Source organism: Sphingobium xanthum (assembly GCF_019737615.1).
Classification (GTDB): domain Bacteria; phylum Pseudomonadota; class Alphaproteobacteria; order Sphingomonadales; family Sphingomonadaceae; genus Sphingobium; species Sphingobium xanthum.
In genome coordinates this window covers 486,207-499,503 of the sequence record NZ_JAHKKS010000002.1, presented here as the reverse complement: position 1 = coordinate 499,503, position 13,297 = coordinate 486,207, and the positions used below count along the sequence as shown (strand labels likewise).

The window sequence follows — 13,297 nt, the reverse complement described above, 5'->3', positions numbered from 1 at the left end:
AGTCAATCTTGAAGGTCTTTTTGACGGAAAATCCTCGTCGTGACTTCCACGTGGCTGACATCGCCTACCATCGGAGCCTTGATAGAATCAGAATGTGCTTGGGCCGACGCGCATGCGGTCCCGCCAAGCTCCGCTCGAAGCGGCTGGCCCGTCGGGCTGGCGGCTTGCCAAGAGGAACCTTCGCGATCCGGCCTCAATGGCAAGCCGAGCAAGTCATGCTGCGAGGTAGCTGTAATAAGCGCCATCCGGCGGGCCGCCGGCTGCCGCCTGGACGCCGTCAAGCGCATCGGCGGGCAGAGCCGCCAAGCCCTTTGCATGATGCTCCTCGCTGACCCATTTCTCGATGAAGATGAAGCGATGCTCGTTGCCGAGATCGCGTAACAACTCCACGCCTTCGCTGCCATCGACCTTTGCAACGAGTTTGGAAAGCCCGATGAGGGCGGATTCCATTTCCGCGCTTTTGCCGTCTGCGGCTGGGATGATGTAAATACGGGCAACGGTCATTTTTCTCTCCTTTTGATATCTCTACTCAAATATCCTGGGCTAGCCGCCCGTAAAGATCAGGTCGTCGGTCGCGAAAGAAACCCATGCCGGCCCGGTGCTTCCTGGCCTGGGCGAGATCTAAGGTCCCAACCAGTGCTCCGGTTTGCCAGTCTTCAGCCTCGGCTAACAGATCACCCCATTCGTTTGCGATGAAGCTATGGCCGTAGAATTTCTGGGTGCCGCTAGGCGATGTTTCTTCGCCAATGCGATTAGCGGCGATCACTGGCATGCAATTTGACACTGCGTGACCCTGCATGGCCCTGCGCCACATGCGGCTTGTATCAAGATCCACATCGTAGGGCTCGGAGCCGATTGCCGTCGGATAGAAAAGCAGCTCGGCGCCCATCAAAGCCATGATGCGCGCGCTTTCAGGATACCATTGGTCCCAACAGATGCCCACGCCTATTGTGCCATATCTGGTTCGCCAGACCTTGAAGCCTGTGTTGCCGGGGCGGAAATAGTATTTTTCCTCGTAGCCTGGACCATCGGGGATATGGCTCTTGCGATATATACCCATGATTTCACCAGCATCGTCGATCATCGCGAGACTGTTGAAATAATGTTGCCCGTCCCGCTCGAAGAAGCTGGTAGGGATATAGACCTGCTGCTCCTTCGCGAGCTTCTGCATCGCGAGTACGGCCGAATGTTCGTGAACAGGACGCGCGCGAGCGAAGATCGCTTCATCTTCGACCGCGCAGAAATAGGGTCCTTCGAAAAGTTCCGGAGGCAGGATGATCTTGGCGCCGCGAGCGGCCGCTTTCGCCACCATATCGGCGGTGAGACTGATATTGTCTTCTTCATTGTCGGTGAAGGCGAGTTGTAGCGCGGCGACGGTGACCTGAGTCATCTCGAAATCCTGGAAGGAATCAAACGGTGGCAGGGATGTGCTGGCTCATGCAGTGAAAGCTGCCCCCTCCTCGCAATATGGCATCCGAGGGCAAGCCGACAAGAGCACGGTCGGGAAAGAAGGGGGCCAGCGCATCAAGCGCCGCCTGATCGTTCTGCGTGCCATATTGTGGCACGATCACGGCGCGATTGGTGATGCAGAAATTCATGTAGCTCGCCGGCACGATCGCACCGTTAATCTCGTAGCGACCGACCGAGGGCATGGGCGCGACCTCAAGGCCAAAAGCGCGGGCTCGTGCGGAGGCGTCGTCGAAGACGAGTGTATTGGGATCATCGGAACATGTGGCTTGCGGAATCGCAAGGATGCCGGGCGCGACAAATCGAGCGAGGTTGTCGATATGACCATCAGTATGATCGTTGAGAAGACCCTCACCAAGCCACAACATGGATGAAAGACCCAGCGCGCCGGCGAGCAATGTCTCGATCTGTCTGCGGTCGAGCGAAGGGTTCCGATTGGGATTGAGCAGACATTGCTCGGTAGTGACGAACAGTCCAGTGCCGTCCGTATCAATGGCGCCGCCCTCGAAGACCATGGGAACGTGGCGGCACGGCAGTCCGGTGCTCGCGGCGAGACGGGCGCCAATATCTTCGTCGCCCGGCATTTGGAACTTGCCTCCCCACCCATTGAAATCGAAATCGGCAAGCGCTGGGGCGCCATTTTTCCTTATGCCGATCGGACCGGTGTCGCGCAGCCAGATATCGCCGAATGCTTCGAGACGTATATCTACCCTGGGCGCGGCAAGCGCACGCGCGATATCGAAATCGACTTCGCTGCGCACGCATAAGATGACGGCTTGACCGGCGTTGCTCACGGTGTTGGCGAAAGCCGCCGCCTGCTTCTGTGCTGCGTCGCGCGCAAATGGCCACTCGCTCACAGCGCCTGGAAAGCCGATCCACAGATGCTCCTGCGGCGCCCATTCGGGTGGCATGCCTATGATGCTCGCGACGGATGTCGACATGTGCGTTCCTCGTTGCCTTGATGGTTGGCAGCCGCCGAAGCGTTTTCCCAACTGTAAGACAAGTTCTTCACTCAGGTGCCGGCGACGCTCGGCGGAGGGTCGGTACCGTGACTGTCCACTGATGATCAGGACGGACGAATGCACGAAACTCAATATCACTCACCGCATGCGGCAACATAAACGTCCGCGATATCGTTTGGCGCGAACCGGTGGCGGGAACAGGAATTTCTTCCTGAAACCATTTCACCGTGCCTGCTTGGCTTCTCACATCGAGCAGCAACGTTCCTTCACTTCCTGCCGACGCCTCGGCGACCAGCGACAATTCATAAGTCCCAGCCGAAAACGGTGTGTATGGTCCGAAGAATAGTGCGCCGCCTGCGCCCGGCCTTTGCCGGAAGGCGAGGTGATTATCGAGCGTCGTCCGCTCTCCCGCCTCACTATGGTAGCGGCCTTGCGGAAGGTCGGCACGATCGGCGGAGCGAACCTCCTTCAAGCCTAAAATTTCAGCCTTATGGACAATTGCGGCACGCTTTTCATCATCCTTCGTCGCGAACCCATATTCGGTGCCGCCAAGCCCGCCATTGAAGAAGGTGAGCGTCATTTCGTTACGCTCAAAACAATCACGGATGAAGGCATGCGACCAGCCAGATTCGAACCAACCGAAACGACGAGCCACATAAAGTGACTCGAGATCGAGCCGAAGCCCCCAATTTTTCCACCAACTGGTCTGCAATGGCTCGCCGGCGAACGCGATCACGCCTTCCGGTAGCAATTTTTGCTTGAGTGTATTGATGAGTTCCCAAGGCCGCATGCAATGATGAAAGGACTGAAAGAAATAGGCGGCAGAATAAGCCCCGTCGGCGATCGCATGCAAATTGTCGAAGTTGAGCAGGCTCCGCTCGATATCCAGACCCCGTATAGCGGCGCGGCGCTGGCTCAGATCGCCCAGCGCCGGATCGATGTCGATAGCGTGAACCTTGCAACCAGCGAAAGCGAAGATCTCCGAGCTCGTGCCGTGACCAGCTCCCATATCGAGTACTCTGGCGGCGTTGCCCACGTCAGAGAGGCTGAGCATGGTCGCGAGTGCCCGCACATAGTCGGCAATATGATTGACGTCACGACTACCCAAAGGATTGGCTGTGCCGACGAGTTGACCAACGTCCACCGGGTGAAGCTCCCCCGTTTCCTGGTTTAACGGACGATTGGCGATCTCACGGTAAAGTTGCACCTGCTGATCCAAATACTCTTCCGAGTAGGGATCAAGAAATTCATCTACTACCGTGGCGTAGCTGAAATTTAATGGAATATATTGCTGAGACAATCTTTCATCATTCGTATTTCCGCCTAATTCATCGATTAGTTTAATTAGTTCTGGCAGGTCATCTGATGTAATCGTTGTCATGCCTGCGCTCCGTCAATATTTTCACTCAATTAGCAAAATTTTTAGTTATGATGATCTGATGGATCAGATCGACTATCATTTCTTTCAAAGGAAAATTTTGATGCGATAGGGCGATCTTCTTATTCCAACCCGTTGCTCTCTTGAGCGGTACCATTCACACCACTGCTCGTCTGCACAGGGGTTCGGCATGAACCTCGCCATCACGCAGGGCGACTCGCAGGAAAGGGCTGAACCTCAATCATTCGACATCCTTGCGCCACATGCGATAGGGCGTCTCCTTTTGGAAAATCGCGTTGAGCAGAGCTTCGCTGCTCGCGTCCCACGTTGGCGCTCGAATGTCCGTCTCGAGGGAGGTCGTCCGGTTTTCTACGGCATCAATCCATGCTTGTACTGCCTCGGCAATTGCGTTCGCATTCGCTTCCTTCGCGAAATAAGTGCCCGACGCTCCCAACACTTCCCTGAAGACCGGCACGTCGCGAGCGAGAACAGGGAGCCCATGCTGCGCCGCTTCGATCAAAGGAAGGCCGAAGCCCTCGCCGAGCGATGCGGCAACGAGGCAACTGCATGCGGCATAAACTTCATCGAGATACTCGTCGCTTATTCCTTTTAGCCAGAACAGTCTCTTTCCTAGCTCCGGGTGCGTCCGCAACTGACGGACCAATCGCTCGACTCGCCAGCCTTCCTTGCCCACGAGGACAAGATTTACATCTTGGCCACTGCGCCAAAGAGTGTCGAACGCAGCGAGTAAATCTGCCTGAGCCTTGCGTGGTTCCAAAGTGCCGACCGACAGAAAGCTTGGGCGGAGCCGCAACTTTTCCAGAATGCCGGCTGCATTGGCGGGCAATCCGCGGGTGGGCAGTGACTGCTGGAGATCAGAGCCGAGATGGAACCAGTTAATCGCGAGGGGGCGCTCGATTGTTAGATCGAGCGCATCGAGATGCACTGGCATCTCATCCGCTACAGCCTGGGAAATGCAGATGGCGCTATCCATTTGGGCGATGACTTTCAGCCAACGTTCATGCTGGGCAGGCACCTCGTCGGGAAAATAGTCGGGCAGACTTAGGGGGAGGAGATCATAGACAACGAAATGTATCTCAACGCCGATATTTCGCAGAAATTTAAGAAGACCTTCAGCATGGATCACGAAGTTCTGGCAAAGATCCAAGCCAAGAAACACATCGCCACGGGCGAACTCAACAACGTCGTCGCCCAGGATTTCCTCGGGCTGGCCGATGAATGAGCGAGAAAATTGTCGAGCGAATCGATAGAGACCCTGCTCTGGCACATAATAGATCGGTTCGATACGGAGGCCGGGGCGAAACCTTTTTATCAATGCGTGTAGGATACTACGGACGACGCGTTGAATGCCGCTTTTCGCGTCTACGAGGGCAAGGACGGAAACGTCGATATAAAGATTCTTCGAGACGGGATGGGTCGTCGACGCGACAACGATGGGCGCCAATTGCCCAAGTTCGTGCAGAGTGAGTCCGCGACGTTGATGGACGATCGCGTCGGGCAATGATGGAACTTCATAAGCCTTTTCGATCCGTTCATAATAAGCACGGGCGCAGGCCTCAGGCGAATGTCTTGCGGCAATGATGTCTCGCGCGGCATTGCCGATCCGTTGCCGCAGGCCCGGATCGTCATGCAGTGCATTGATCGCGCCGGTCAATTGGTTGAGTGTGAACTTGTCGGGAAGGCAATAAGCGCCGTCGTCGGGGATCTCTGCCATGGAGCCATTGGCATTGACGATCGTCGGGATGGCATAGCTCATACTGTGCAGGACCACGCCCGATGTCTCTCCTCGCGACAGAGTGCGCAACTGGATTGCGACGTCGCATGCTTGGAGATAGGCGTGGAAGTCGGCTTCATCCGCCCAGCCTGTTACTCTGATGCGGTCGCCTAGCCCGCTTGCCTTTATTTCATCGAGCAATTCCTCTCCGTAATCCCCGTCATCATTTTTGCCGACGAAAAGAAGCATGGCGTTGGGGTCTGCCGCTGCATTCGACGCCAGCCAGCCGCGCAGCACTTCCAAATTGCACTTCATCGGGCCGACGATGCCGAAGCAGCACAAGATCGAGGCATCTGGCGGCAGGTTCAGGTGCTTCCGGGCTGCTTCGTTGCCCGAAAGCACGGGCGTCGCGCGCAAATGCGGCACAATGGTCCATCGGGCAGCCTCTTCGTTCCCGAGCCATTGCGCCGCGAGTCTGCGGTTATACTCTGAATGGACGATCACTGCTTTTGAATGTCGAGCGATGGAAGCGCAGCAAGGATAATCCCACAGCACGTCGTCCTCATTCTCGGCATTCAGATGTCGATAGAGCGCTGAAAGGCCATGTTCCTCATAGAGGTCGTTTAGCCAACGGGGACGGTCGTTTCGCCAATAGGCCTGATATCGAGCCAAGCCGCTTAAATAAAAATCATGCAGAACAGTTACACCCGGAAGATGATTGCTCAAGCTCCTGATCTCATCGTGGTATTCCGAGTTACCGACCTGATATAGAATCCGCTGATAATCAGAGTAATTTTGACTAAGTTGCTCGACCGTTATAATCGGGACAGGTCCATACTCCGTCTCGATGGGATCCGTTTTAGTAAGATCCTTCGCTTCTACCACAGCTTCGATATCGTAATATCGCGACAAGCTTTCGATTAGCAAACGTGAATAGTCGGCAATGCCGCTTTGAGTGGGGGGTAGGGGGGAGACGAAGGCAAGTTTCAGGCGCGTGGCCGGCGGGGAAGCGGTCGGCCGCGGCTTTCGTTCGCTATACAGGCGCTCGAACGCGTCGACTGCCTTCTTGCCCGTTACATCCCATGAAAATGTCTGGCACTGTCGCGCGCAGTGGGCCGTCAAGGCCGACATAAACTCATCATCGGTGAGGGCTTTGAGGATCATATCTCGGATTGAATGATCGTCTCTGGGATCGAAAAGAGCCTCTTCCCAACCAATCACTTCGGGTATGCTGGAGCAATTGGAGCCGATGGCCGGAGCCCCACAGTGCATCGCCTCCAGGATCGGTAGACCGAACCCTTCATGCCACGAGGGGAAAACGAAGAGTTTGCAAAGATTGTAGAGCGAAAGAAGATCATCGTCACTGACGAAGCCGGTCAAGACCAGGGCGTCAGGCGGGAGGCCGTGTTCTTTTGCAAGCGCATTAAGTCTTACCCTGTCGGGATCGTTAAAAGCGCAAACGATCGCAAGTTGATACTTCTTGCGCTCAACAGCGGGTAAAGCTGCAAAAGCGCGTATTAGAGCCTCGATATTCTTCCGGAAATCGTTGCCACCGGTGTACATCAGGAACGGCCGGCTGAAGCCGTATCGTTTCAAGACGGCTTCCTTCTGGGCCGCCGAGAGGTGGATCTTTCGGAAAAAGTCGTCTGCGGCGGTGCCAATATCGACGGAGCGGGATGGCGGGAAGCCAAGATGCTCGATAGCTTCGTCGGCGGAGGATTGTGAAATGGCCAGAAGCATGTCGGCGCGACGGACATTATCGAGCGCCTCATGATAGGCAGTCGTCATGCCGGGGTCGCGCAGATATACTTCGCTATGAATGAGCGGGATCAGATCGTAAATTGTCGCGGTCGTGGTGACCCCGGTGTAAAAGGTGCCGATGCTGGCGACAGCATCGTCAGTAAGTCCCTCCATCGGACTGCATATATGGACAAGATCAGGCGCGAGTGAGGCGATGAAGGCCTCCCGGCAAAGTTCCGACGCTATTCGACGGCAATCATTTTCTGCATTTTGCCGAGCTACCGGCGTTAGCGATTGGAAAACCCGAATTTGATCTGGAGTGAGCACGTCTGCAAACTGGGCCTTGATGGGTTCGATCGTTTCCGGGAAGGCATTGTTGAGGACGATCAGTATTTCATGCGCGCCGGCGTTCCTAATGATGGCTCGAGTGAGCGCGATCGAATAGCGGCCGATGCCCCGATTTCGGGATCCGTGGGATTGAGCCCCCTGAAGGTCGATGACGATGCGCATACTATACTCAGTTCGAGGAGATTTGGGCGGCGAGCCTTACGAAAATGCGTCTGGCTTGCGGACCGAGCTTAGCCATAACGGCATGGATTTCGCCTTGGGAGGCGGGAATTTCCTTGGCGTGATCGTCGGTGCGTCCGACATGCTCCGGCTGCATCGCCGCAACTTCACGGAGTCGTCCGAGTTCGTTGACGATAGCCCTCAGATGTCGGTCGATGGCTCTGTCGCTCTCGCTGCGCCAAAAGCCTCGGAAGAGCCAACCGGCAAATGGAAGATTGCAAAGGCGATGGCGACGGAGTGCGCGATCCAAACCTGGAAGCGCTGGCGAGTAGGCACGCCCTTCGGTAGACCGGCGAAGGTCTCCTATGATAGTGAGCTTGCTAATCCCCGTTCGAAGCTTGGCAAGATTATAGTCGAGGCCCGTCGGATCGACCTTGCGGTTGAGCACCAACAGATAAGCTTGCTCGACGAACTCCGCATCTTGCACGCTCAGCAATCCATGCAGCGTTGTCATCGATCTCGTTTCGATAGGCATAAAGCGACGGGTGTCCCATCCGGTTCATATCTGTGAGAGCGCAACAGGCGGCAGGCCCGGCGCCATCCGGCGAAATTCGGACCGCCTGGCATGCTTGCCGCGAAGCCATATACACGGGAGCGTTCAGCGCCAAGCATGGATGATGGAGCGATAGACTGTCTCTTGCGAACTGCGCGTGAGCATCGATTTCCGCGCAAGGGGATGAGCGGGGGACGCGGGGGATGCGAGCGCTTCGATCCGTGAAAACCCGAAGGTACGCAACATCAGTTCAAGAGCAGGAATGTTAGGAGCCCAAAAATTGGTAGGATCGCCTCCCAACTCGGCCGGAGCAAAAAGACGCATAGCAGGCAGTTTTTCGCGCGGCAGCGCCGTCACCGTCTCCACGACGAGATGATCTGCACACATCTTCGCTGCATTTTCCAGGCCCGCATACGGGTCCTTCAAATGATAGAAGACACCTAGAAACAGCACGACATCGAATTGGCCCAGACCGCTGGCGGGCAGGTCGTTCACATCAACATCGAACGCTTCGACCTTCGATTGCAATTTCGTGTGAATGAGATCGAAGCCATCCTTTGATCCCCATCCTTCTCCCGACCAGCAGAAATTGTCGGTGGCCACGACCCTCGCGGCGCCGCGTCGTTCCGCTTCAAATGAGAAGAATCCATCCCATGAGCCAATGTCCAGCACGCTCTTACCATCGAGGGGTTCGGAGAAAAAAGCATCAGCTTCCTGCAACTGGACGTCGTAGGGCTTGATGCCGTTTATCTTCGTACCGTCAGCCAGTTCGAATGAGTGAAACCACTTAATGTCCTCAGTTCGCATTCCGCTCATTTCGTCGACTTCCATTCTATGTTGGCCAAGGCGTTTCGGCTGGGGTCCATTATGGTGTTTGCCTGGCATCTTCAATCGGTCTCGCCTTCGGTTCCCGCAGAGAGCGAGCGACTTATTCGTTCTGAGGAAAGGCCTAAACGGGCGATCAGGTCGTCAGCAGAATTTTGCCAGCTTGGCAGGGTTTGAGGCTTTGGCGCGTGATCTGACCAGTCGCCGATCCAGGAAAGGATCGTTTCAGCCAGTGCCTGTGCGTAATCATCCGTAAACCACCGCACGTTCGCAAGGCCCAGTTCCCGGTAGACGGGTAGGTCGCGCACTAGCACAGGTTTCGAATGTGCGGCCGCTTCCAGGAGAGGCAGACCCAATCCTTCGCCGTGGGATGCAAACATGACGCCTCCCGCACATGCGTAAATTCGTTCGAGCAATTCGTCGCTTGCATCGTCGATCCAGCGCAACCTGGCCCCATATTCCGAATGGGCTTTGATCCGCGCTTGCAGTTTGGCGGTGTTCCACCCAGGACGACCCACAACGAGCAAGCGCACCGGCATAGTGGCCCGGCCGCTCCATAGATGCTCGAAGGCCGCCAGGATCCGGTCGTGACCTTTCCGCGGCTCGATAGTTCCGACCGTGATGATGCAAGGGCCGGCGGTCATCCAGGCTCGAAGCTCGTCGATGCCTGACGGAAGGCCCTTGCTGGGCATGGACCCGGCAATGTCACTGCCGAGCCGGATCGTGCTGACGGCGATGTTTCGCCCGGGCAATAATCTGCGACGGTAGATCCATCGATCCACATCCGCCGCCACGCTTTGCGATATGCAGATGAGTTGGTCCGCGTGCCGGTCCAAGAAGCGCAGCCATCGCCGGAAGTTATACCGAGCGCGCAAGCGGAACCATTGCGGGTGCAAATAGGGCAACATGTCATAGACGATGATATGAACCGACAGGCCTAGCGCCTTGAACCGGGCGATTTGTCTGTCGTGCCGCGGCAAGAGGTGAGCGGCCAGATCAAGCCCGAGGAACAGATCACCCGCGCGCGGGTCGATTGCGCTGTGGCTGTTGCCATCCGCCGGCGCCGTTCGATCAAGGAAATCGTTTGATACTATCACGTAACCGCGGTCCCGCGTTGCGGCAACCGGGCAGATCATCACATTCTGCCATATGTGTCCGGTAAGTTCGCTCCAAAGAGCCCGCACGACTCGCTGTATGCCGGTTCCTGCGTCTTCGCGCGAGATCACCGAAACATCGATGAAGAGATGGCGCTTTCGCGAATGGACCAAATCGGGATCTGGCAAGTGAGGGCCGGTGCTATTGAAGTGTCTGGTCGTAGAATCGATAAGCGTCATCTATTTCATCAAAATGGTAAAGTTTTCCATCCAGCAAAACTACAGCTCTGCTGCAATGTGCGCGGATGAAATTTACATCATGTGAGACGATGATCTTGGCACGGTCCGATCTTTTTTCGAAAAGTTCATAATTGCAGCGGACATGAAATCGCGGGTCTCCCACGGCGACGACCTCATCTATCAGGAAACAATCGAATTCTATTGCCATCGATATGGCAAAGGCTAGACGTGCCCGCATGCCGGCCGAATAGTGACGGATGGGCTCGTCGAGATAAAGACCCAACTCGGAAAATTCCGAAACAAAACCCGTGGCCCTGGCGATGTCAACATTATAGATTCGGCAGATGAAGCGGAGATTGTCGAGGCCGGTGAGAGCGTAGTGAAAGCCGCCTGCGAAGGCCAAAGGCCAGGAAACGGTCATGGTCCGGTTGATCTGGCCCCGCTGGAAAGATTCGACCCCTCCGATCAGGCGGATCAATGTCGATTTGCCGGCGCCGTTGCGCCCCAATATGCCTAGACGTTCGCCAGGGGTCACTTTCAGATTGATCCCCTCAAGCACGGGCTTTGAACCGCGCCTGGTCTGGTAAAATTTGGAGACATCGACCAGTTCGATCATACTGGCACAATCTTTCTGGCCGTACGCCGCACTTGCACGAGACCGAAGAAGGTCAGCACCGCATTGCATGTCGCCATATAGGCCATGTCGTAATGGGCTACGAAGACCGTTCCGAAATATCCCTCGCGAAGCAACTCGACGCCATGGACCATCGGCAGATAGAGGATGATATCCTGTGCCTGCTTCGGCAATATATCGACGAGAAATGCTGCGCCGGACAGAGGGAAGAGCAAATAGGATGCCGGGTGCCAAAGTTTTTCGACAATCTCGAACTCCTCCGCCCACGCCCCCAGCAGTGTTGCCAGACCGGCGCCAAACCACGCGATCATCAGCCAGGCGCCGACAATTTTAAGGAGATCTTCGGGGGGATTGATCAGGCCGATGGTTGTGAAAACTATGCCCAATAGGATGAAGGACATCGTGGCTCCGCCCGCTTCGAGAATGAGTCGACTAAGGAAGATGTCTATGAGTTTCACATTACGATGAACCATCAGGCTTAGGTTGGGAAGCACTGCCCCGATGCATCGGCTCGGCATGTTGCGCCACAGGAGAACACTGCTGTAGCCAGTGAGGGCGAAAGCCGCGATCGGAAGAGACGAGCCGTGGGAGGCGCCGATTGCCGTCCAGAGGGCGGTTACGCCGAGCGTGAACAGCATCGGTTCGACGAAAATCCAAAGAAAACCGATATTGTGTCGCCCGAACCGCGTGAGTACCTCGCGAATGAACAACGCCTTGATCACGCGCGCCTGGACAGCGACGGATTCCAGCAAAGATGCATCAGTGTCGCGCACGAGCCTAGGTCCTGTGTTCGCGAATGCCGGACACCAGCATGGAGATGATTCCCCACGCGATCAGACCCATGACGAGGGTGACGAAGATGCCGCGAAGTCGCCGTGGCTCGAGCGGGGCATCCGGCTGGTTAGGCTGGACGACGCGCTCCACATAGGCTTGCTTCCGGCGCGCTTCATTCCTCGCCTGCTCGAGAGAGGCCATGGCCGCAGCCAATTGCTTTCCCGCGAATTCGTTCTCCAGCGCCAGGCGCTGATATTCGACGGCTCTGTCCGCAAGCGACCCGCGACCGCCTGCAACCTTGCCGCTTTCTTCCTCTACCTGCCGAGCAAGGCTCGCCGCTTGCGCTTGCAGCGTGGTGATTTGGGGATTGAGGGGGGCGAAGTTCTGCAACACGGCCAGTCTGGTCCGGCTCGCGATCAATTCATCCTGAAGCTTGGATATCATCTGGAGTTGGATCGAGGCCTGCTTTTCCGGGTCTACGACGCCATATCGGTTGCGATAGGTTGACAACGCTTTGCCGGCGTCAAGCGCGCTTGCCTTCGCCTTGTCCACTTCCTGTTGCGCGAAGCCAATGAGATCCGTGCGGCCTCGTTCGCTGAGGCGGTTCACCATATGCTCGGCCTGCTCAAGCAGCAACTGGTTGAACCGCAAGGCCGATTGCGCATCATATGCGCGAACTTTCAACGACGTTATACCGGTGCCCGAATCGTAAGTGACGTTCACCTTCCCGCGGAAATAGTCATACAGATCCTCGAAGGTTCCCGACCAGCCGGTGCCGTTGAAACGATCGAAGATGGAGATCGAGTTCTGCTGATATGCCCGGCGGAACGCCTCTTCACCATTTACGGTTCGAAGTGCGTCGCGAGATTTGAGATACTCCTGCGCCGCGTAGACAATTTCGCTCGAGTTAGAGAAACCTGCCGACTTCAGCAGGAAGCCTAGCCCTGTCGCTTCCGGCTTGTCGGGGCTGCGAACGACGAACTCGGACTCGGAAATATAGACGTCTGACGCAAAAAGGCCGAAGTAGAGTAGAGCCGCCGACGTCGGGATGATGACGGTTGCGACGAAAACCCATCCGAGCCGCCGGATTTTTTCGATCAAGGCACTTCCAAGTGAGTTCGATTTGTCTTCGTGCGGAGGGTGTTCATTGGGTTCGGTAAATTGACCGACTTGTTCTAGCATTTGGTCCTCTGCGTTCCAGGTCGCTCCACCGCACGCCGTTTTGTGTGGGCGCCGACATGCCTCCATTGAGTCCCATTTGCAATGCGGATTCGGCGTTCGTTCATGAGCGGGCCATACGCTTCGCGACGCCCCCTGGCCTATTGCGCAACAGGGCCGCCCCACCTAAAGCGAGGCCTGTCGCTATAGTGGAGCGCAGGATTTTGCGG

11 protein-coding genes are annotated in these 13,297 nt (G+C 56.3%); all 11 read right to left on the bottom strand.

What is annotated here, in order from left to right; translation table 11 throughout:
- Positions 1-213: 213 nt before the first annotated feature.
- The 11 genes from KM135_RS05515 to KM135_RS05465 all read right to left on the bottom strand — a co-directional run bounded on the left by KM135_RS05515 (position 214) and on the right by KM135_RS05465 (position 13,091).
- Complete coding sequence (locus KM135_RS05515) at positions 214-504, bottom strand: putative quinol monooxygenase (protein WP_221712957.1); 291 nt, start codon at positions 502-504, stop codon at positions 214-216.
- A 25-nt stretch (positions 505-529) separates the two neighbouring features.
- Positions 530-1,390, bottom strand: coding sequence for an N-carbamoylputrescine amidase (gene aguB / locus KM135_RS05510; RefSeq protein ID WP_221712956.1), 861 nt, complete (start codon positions 1,388-1,390; stop codon positions 530-532).
- Positions 1,391-1,409: 19 nt separating this feature from the next.
- On the bottom strand, positions 1,410-2,408 hold the full coding sequence (locus KM135_RS05505) for an agmatine deiminase family protein (RefSeq protein WP_246605756.1): 999 nt from the start codon (positions 2,406-2,408) through the stop codon (positions 1,410-1,412).
- Positions 2,409-2,475: 67 nt separating this feature from the next.
- Entirely contained in the window at positions 2,476-3,810 is a 1,335-nt protein-coding gene (locus KM135_RS05500; RefSeq protein WP_221712955.1) for a class I SAM-dependent methyltransferase, read from the bottom strand.
- A 238-nt stretch (positions 3,811-4,048) separates the two neighbouring features.
- Positions 4,049-7,792 (bottom strand): glycosyltransferase, encoded by a 3,744-nt coding sequence (locus tag KM135_RS05495; protein ID WP_221712954.1) that lies wholly within the window; start codon positions 7,790-7,792, stop codon positions 4,049-4,051.
- Between the two features lie 7 nt (positions 7,793-7,799).
- The gene (locus KM135_RS05490; protein ID WP_221712953.1) at positions 7,800-8,303 is read right to left on the bottom strand and encodes a DUF4214 domain-containing protein; all 504 of its coding nucleotides are present in this window, start codon (positions 8,301-8,303) and stop codon (positions 7,800-7,802) included.
- Between the two features lie 144 nt (positions 8,304-8,447).
- Positions 8,448-9,173 (bottom strand): class I SAM-dependent methyltransferase, encoded by a 726-nt coding sequence (locus KM135_RS05485; protein WP_246605755.1) that lies wholly within the window; start codon positions 9,171-9,173, stop codon positions 8,448-8,450.
- Positions 9,174-9,229: 56 nt separating this feature from the next.
- Entirely contained in the window at positions 9,230-10,501 is a 1,272-nt protein-coding gene (locus KM135_RS05480) for a glycosyltransferase family 4 protein (protein WP_221712952.1), read from the bottom strand.
- Positions 10,464-11,117: an ABC transporter ATP-binding protein gene (locus tag KM135_RS05475; RefSeq protein WP_221712951.1), complete on the bottom strand. Its 654-nt coding sequence runs from the start codon at positions 11,115-11,117 to the stop codon at positions 10,464-10,466. The genes KM135_RS05480 and KM135_RS05475 overlap by 38 nt, the downstream gene beginning before the upstream one ends.
- Complete coding sequence (locus KM135_RS05470) at positions 11,114-11,908, bottom strand: ABC transporter permease (RefSeq protein ID WP_221712950.1); 795 nt, start codon at positions 11,906-11,908, stop codon at positions 11,114-11,116. The genes KM135_RS05475 and KM135_RS05470 overlap by 4 nt, the downstream gene beginning before the upstream one ends.
- A 4-nt stretch (positions 11,909-11,912) precedes the next feature.
- Entirely contained in the window at positions 11,913-13,091 is a 1,179-nt protein-coding gene (locus KM135_RS05465; protein WP_246605754.1) for a KpsE/RkpR family capsule polysaccharide export protein, read from the bottom strand.
- Positions 13,092-13,297 lie beyond the last annotated feature (206 nt).

Excerpts from the sequence above, each read along its gene's own strand:
- KM135_RS05515 (WP_221712957.1), bottom strand. The coding sequence starts at position 504 with ATGACCGTTGCCCGTATTTACATCATCCCAGCCGCAGACGGCAAAAGC.
- aguB (WP_221712956.1), bottom strand. The coding sequence starts at position 1,390 with ATGACTCAGGTCACCGTCGCCGCGCTACAACTCGCCTTCACCGACAAT.
- KM135_RS05505 (WP_246605756.1), bottom strand. The coding sequence starts at position 2,408 with ATGTCGACATCCGTCGCGAGCATCATAGGCATGCCACCCGAATGGGCG.
- KM135_RS05500 (WP_221712955.1), bottom strand. The coding sequence starts at position 3,810 with ATGACAACGATTACATCAGATGACCTGCCAGAACTAATTAAACTAATC.
- KM135_RS05495 (WP_221712954.1), bottom strand. The coding sequence starts at position 7,792 with ATGCGCATCGTCATCGACCTTCAGGGGGCTCAATCCCACGGATCCCGA.
- KM135_RS05490 (WP_221712953.1), bottom strand. The coding sequence starts at position 8,303 with ATGACAACGCTGCATGGATTGCTGAGCGTGCAAGATGCGGAGTTCGTC.
- KM135_RS05485 (WP_246605755.1), bottom strand. The coding sequence starts at position 9,173 with ATGGAAGTCGACGAAATGAGCGGAATGCGAACTGAGGACATTAAGTGG.
- KM135_RS05480 (WP_221712952.1), bottom strand. The coding sequence starts at position 10,501 with ATGACGCTTATCGATTCTACGACCAGACACTTCAATAGCACCGGCCCT.
- KM135_RS05475 (WP_221712951.1), bottom strand. The coding sequence starts at position 11,117 with ATGATCGAACTGGTCGATGTCTCCAAATTTTACCAGACCAGGCGCGGT.
- KM135_RS05465 (WP_246605754.1), bottom strand. The coding sequence starts at position 13,091 with ATGCTAGAACAAGTCGGTCAATTTACCGAACCCAATGAACACCCTCCG.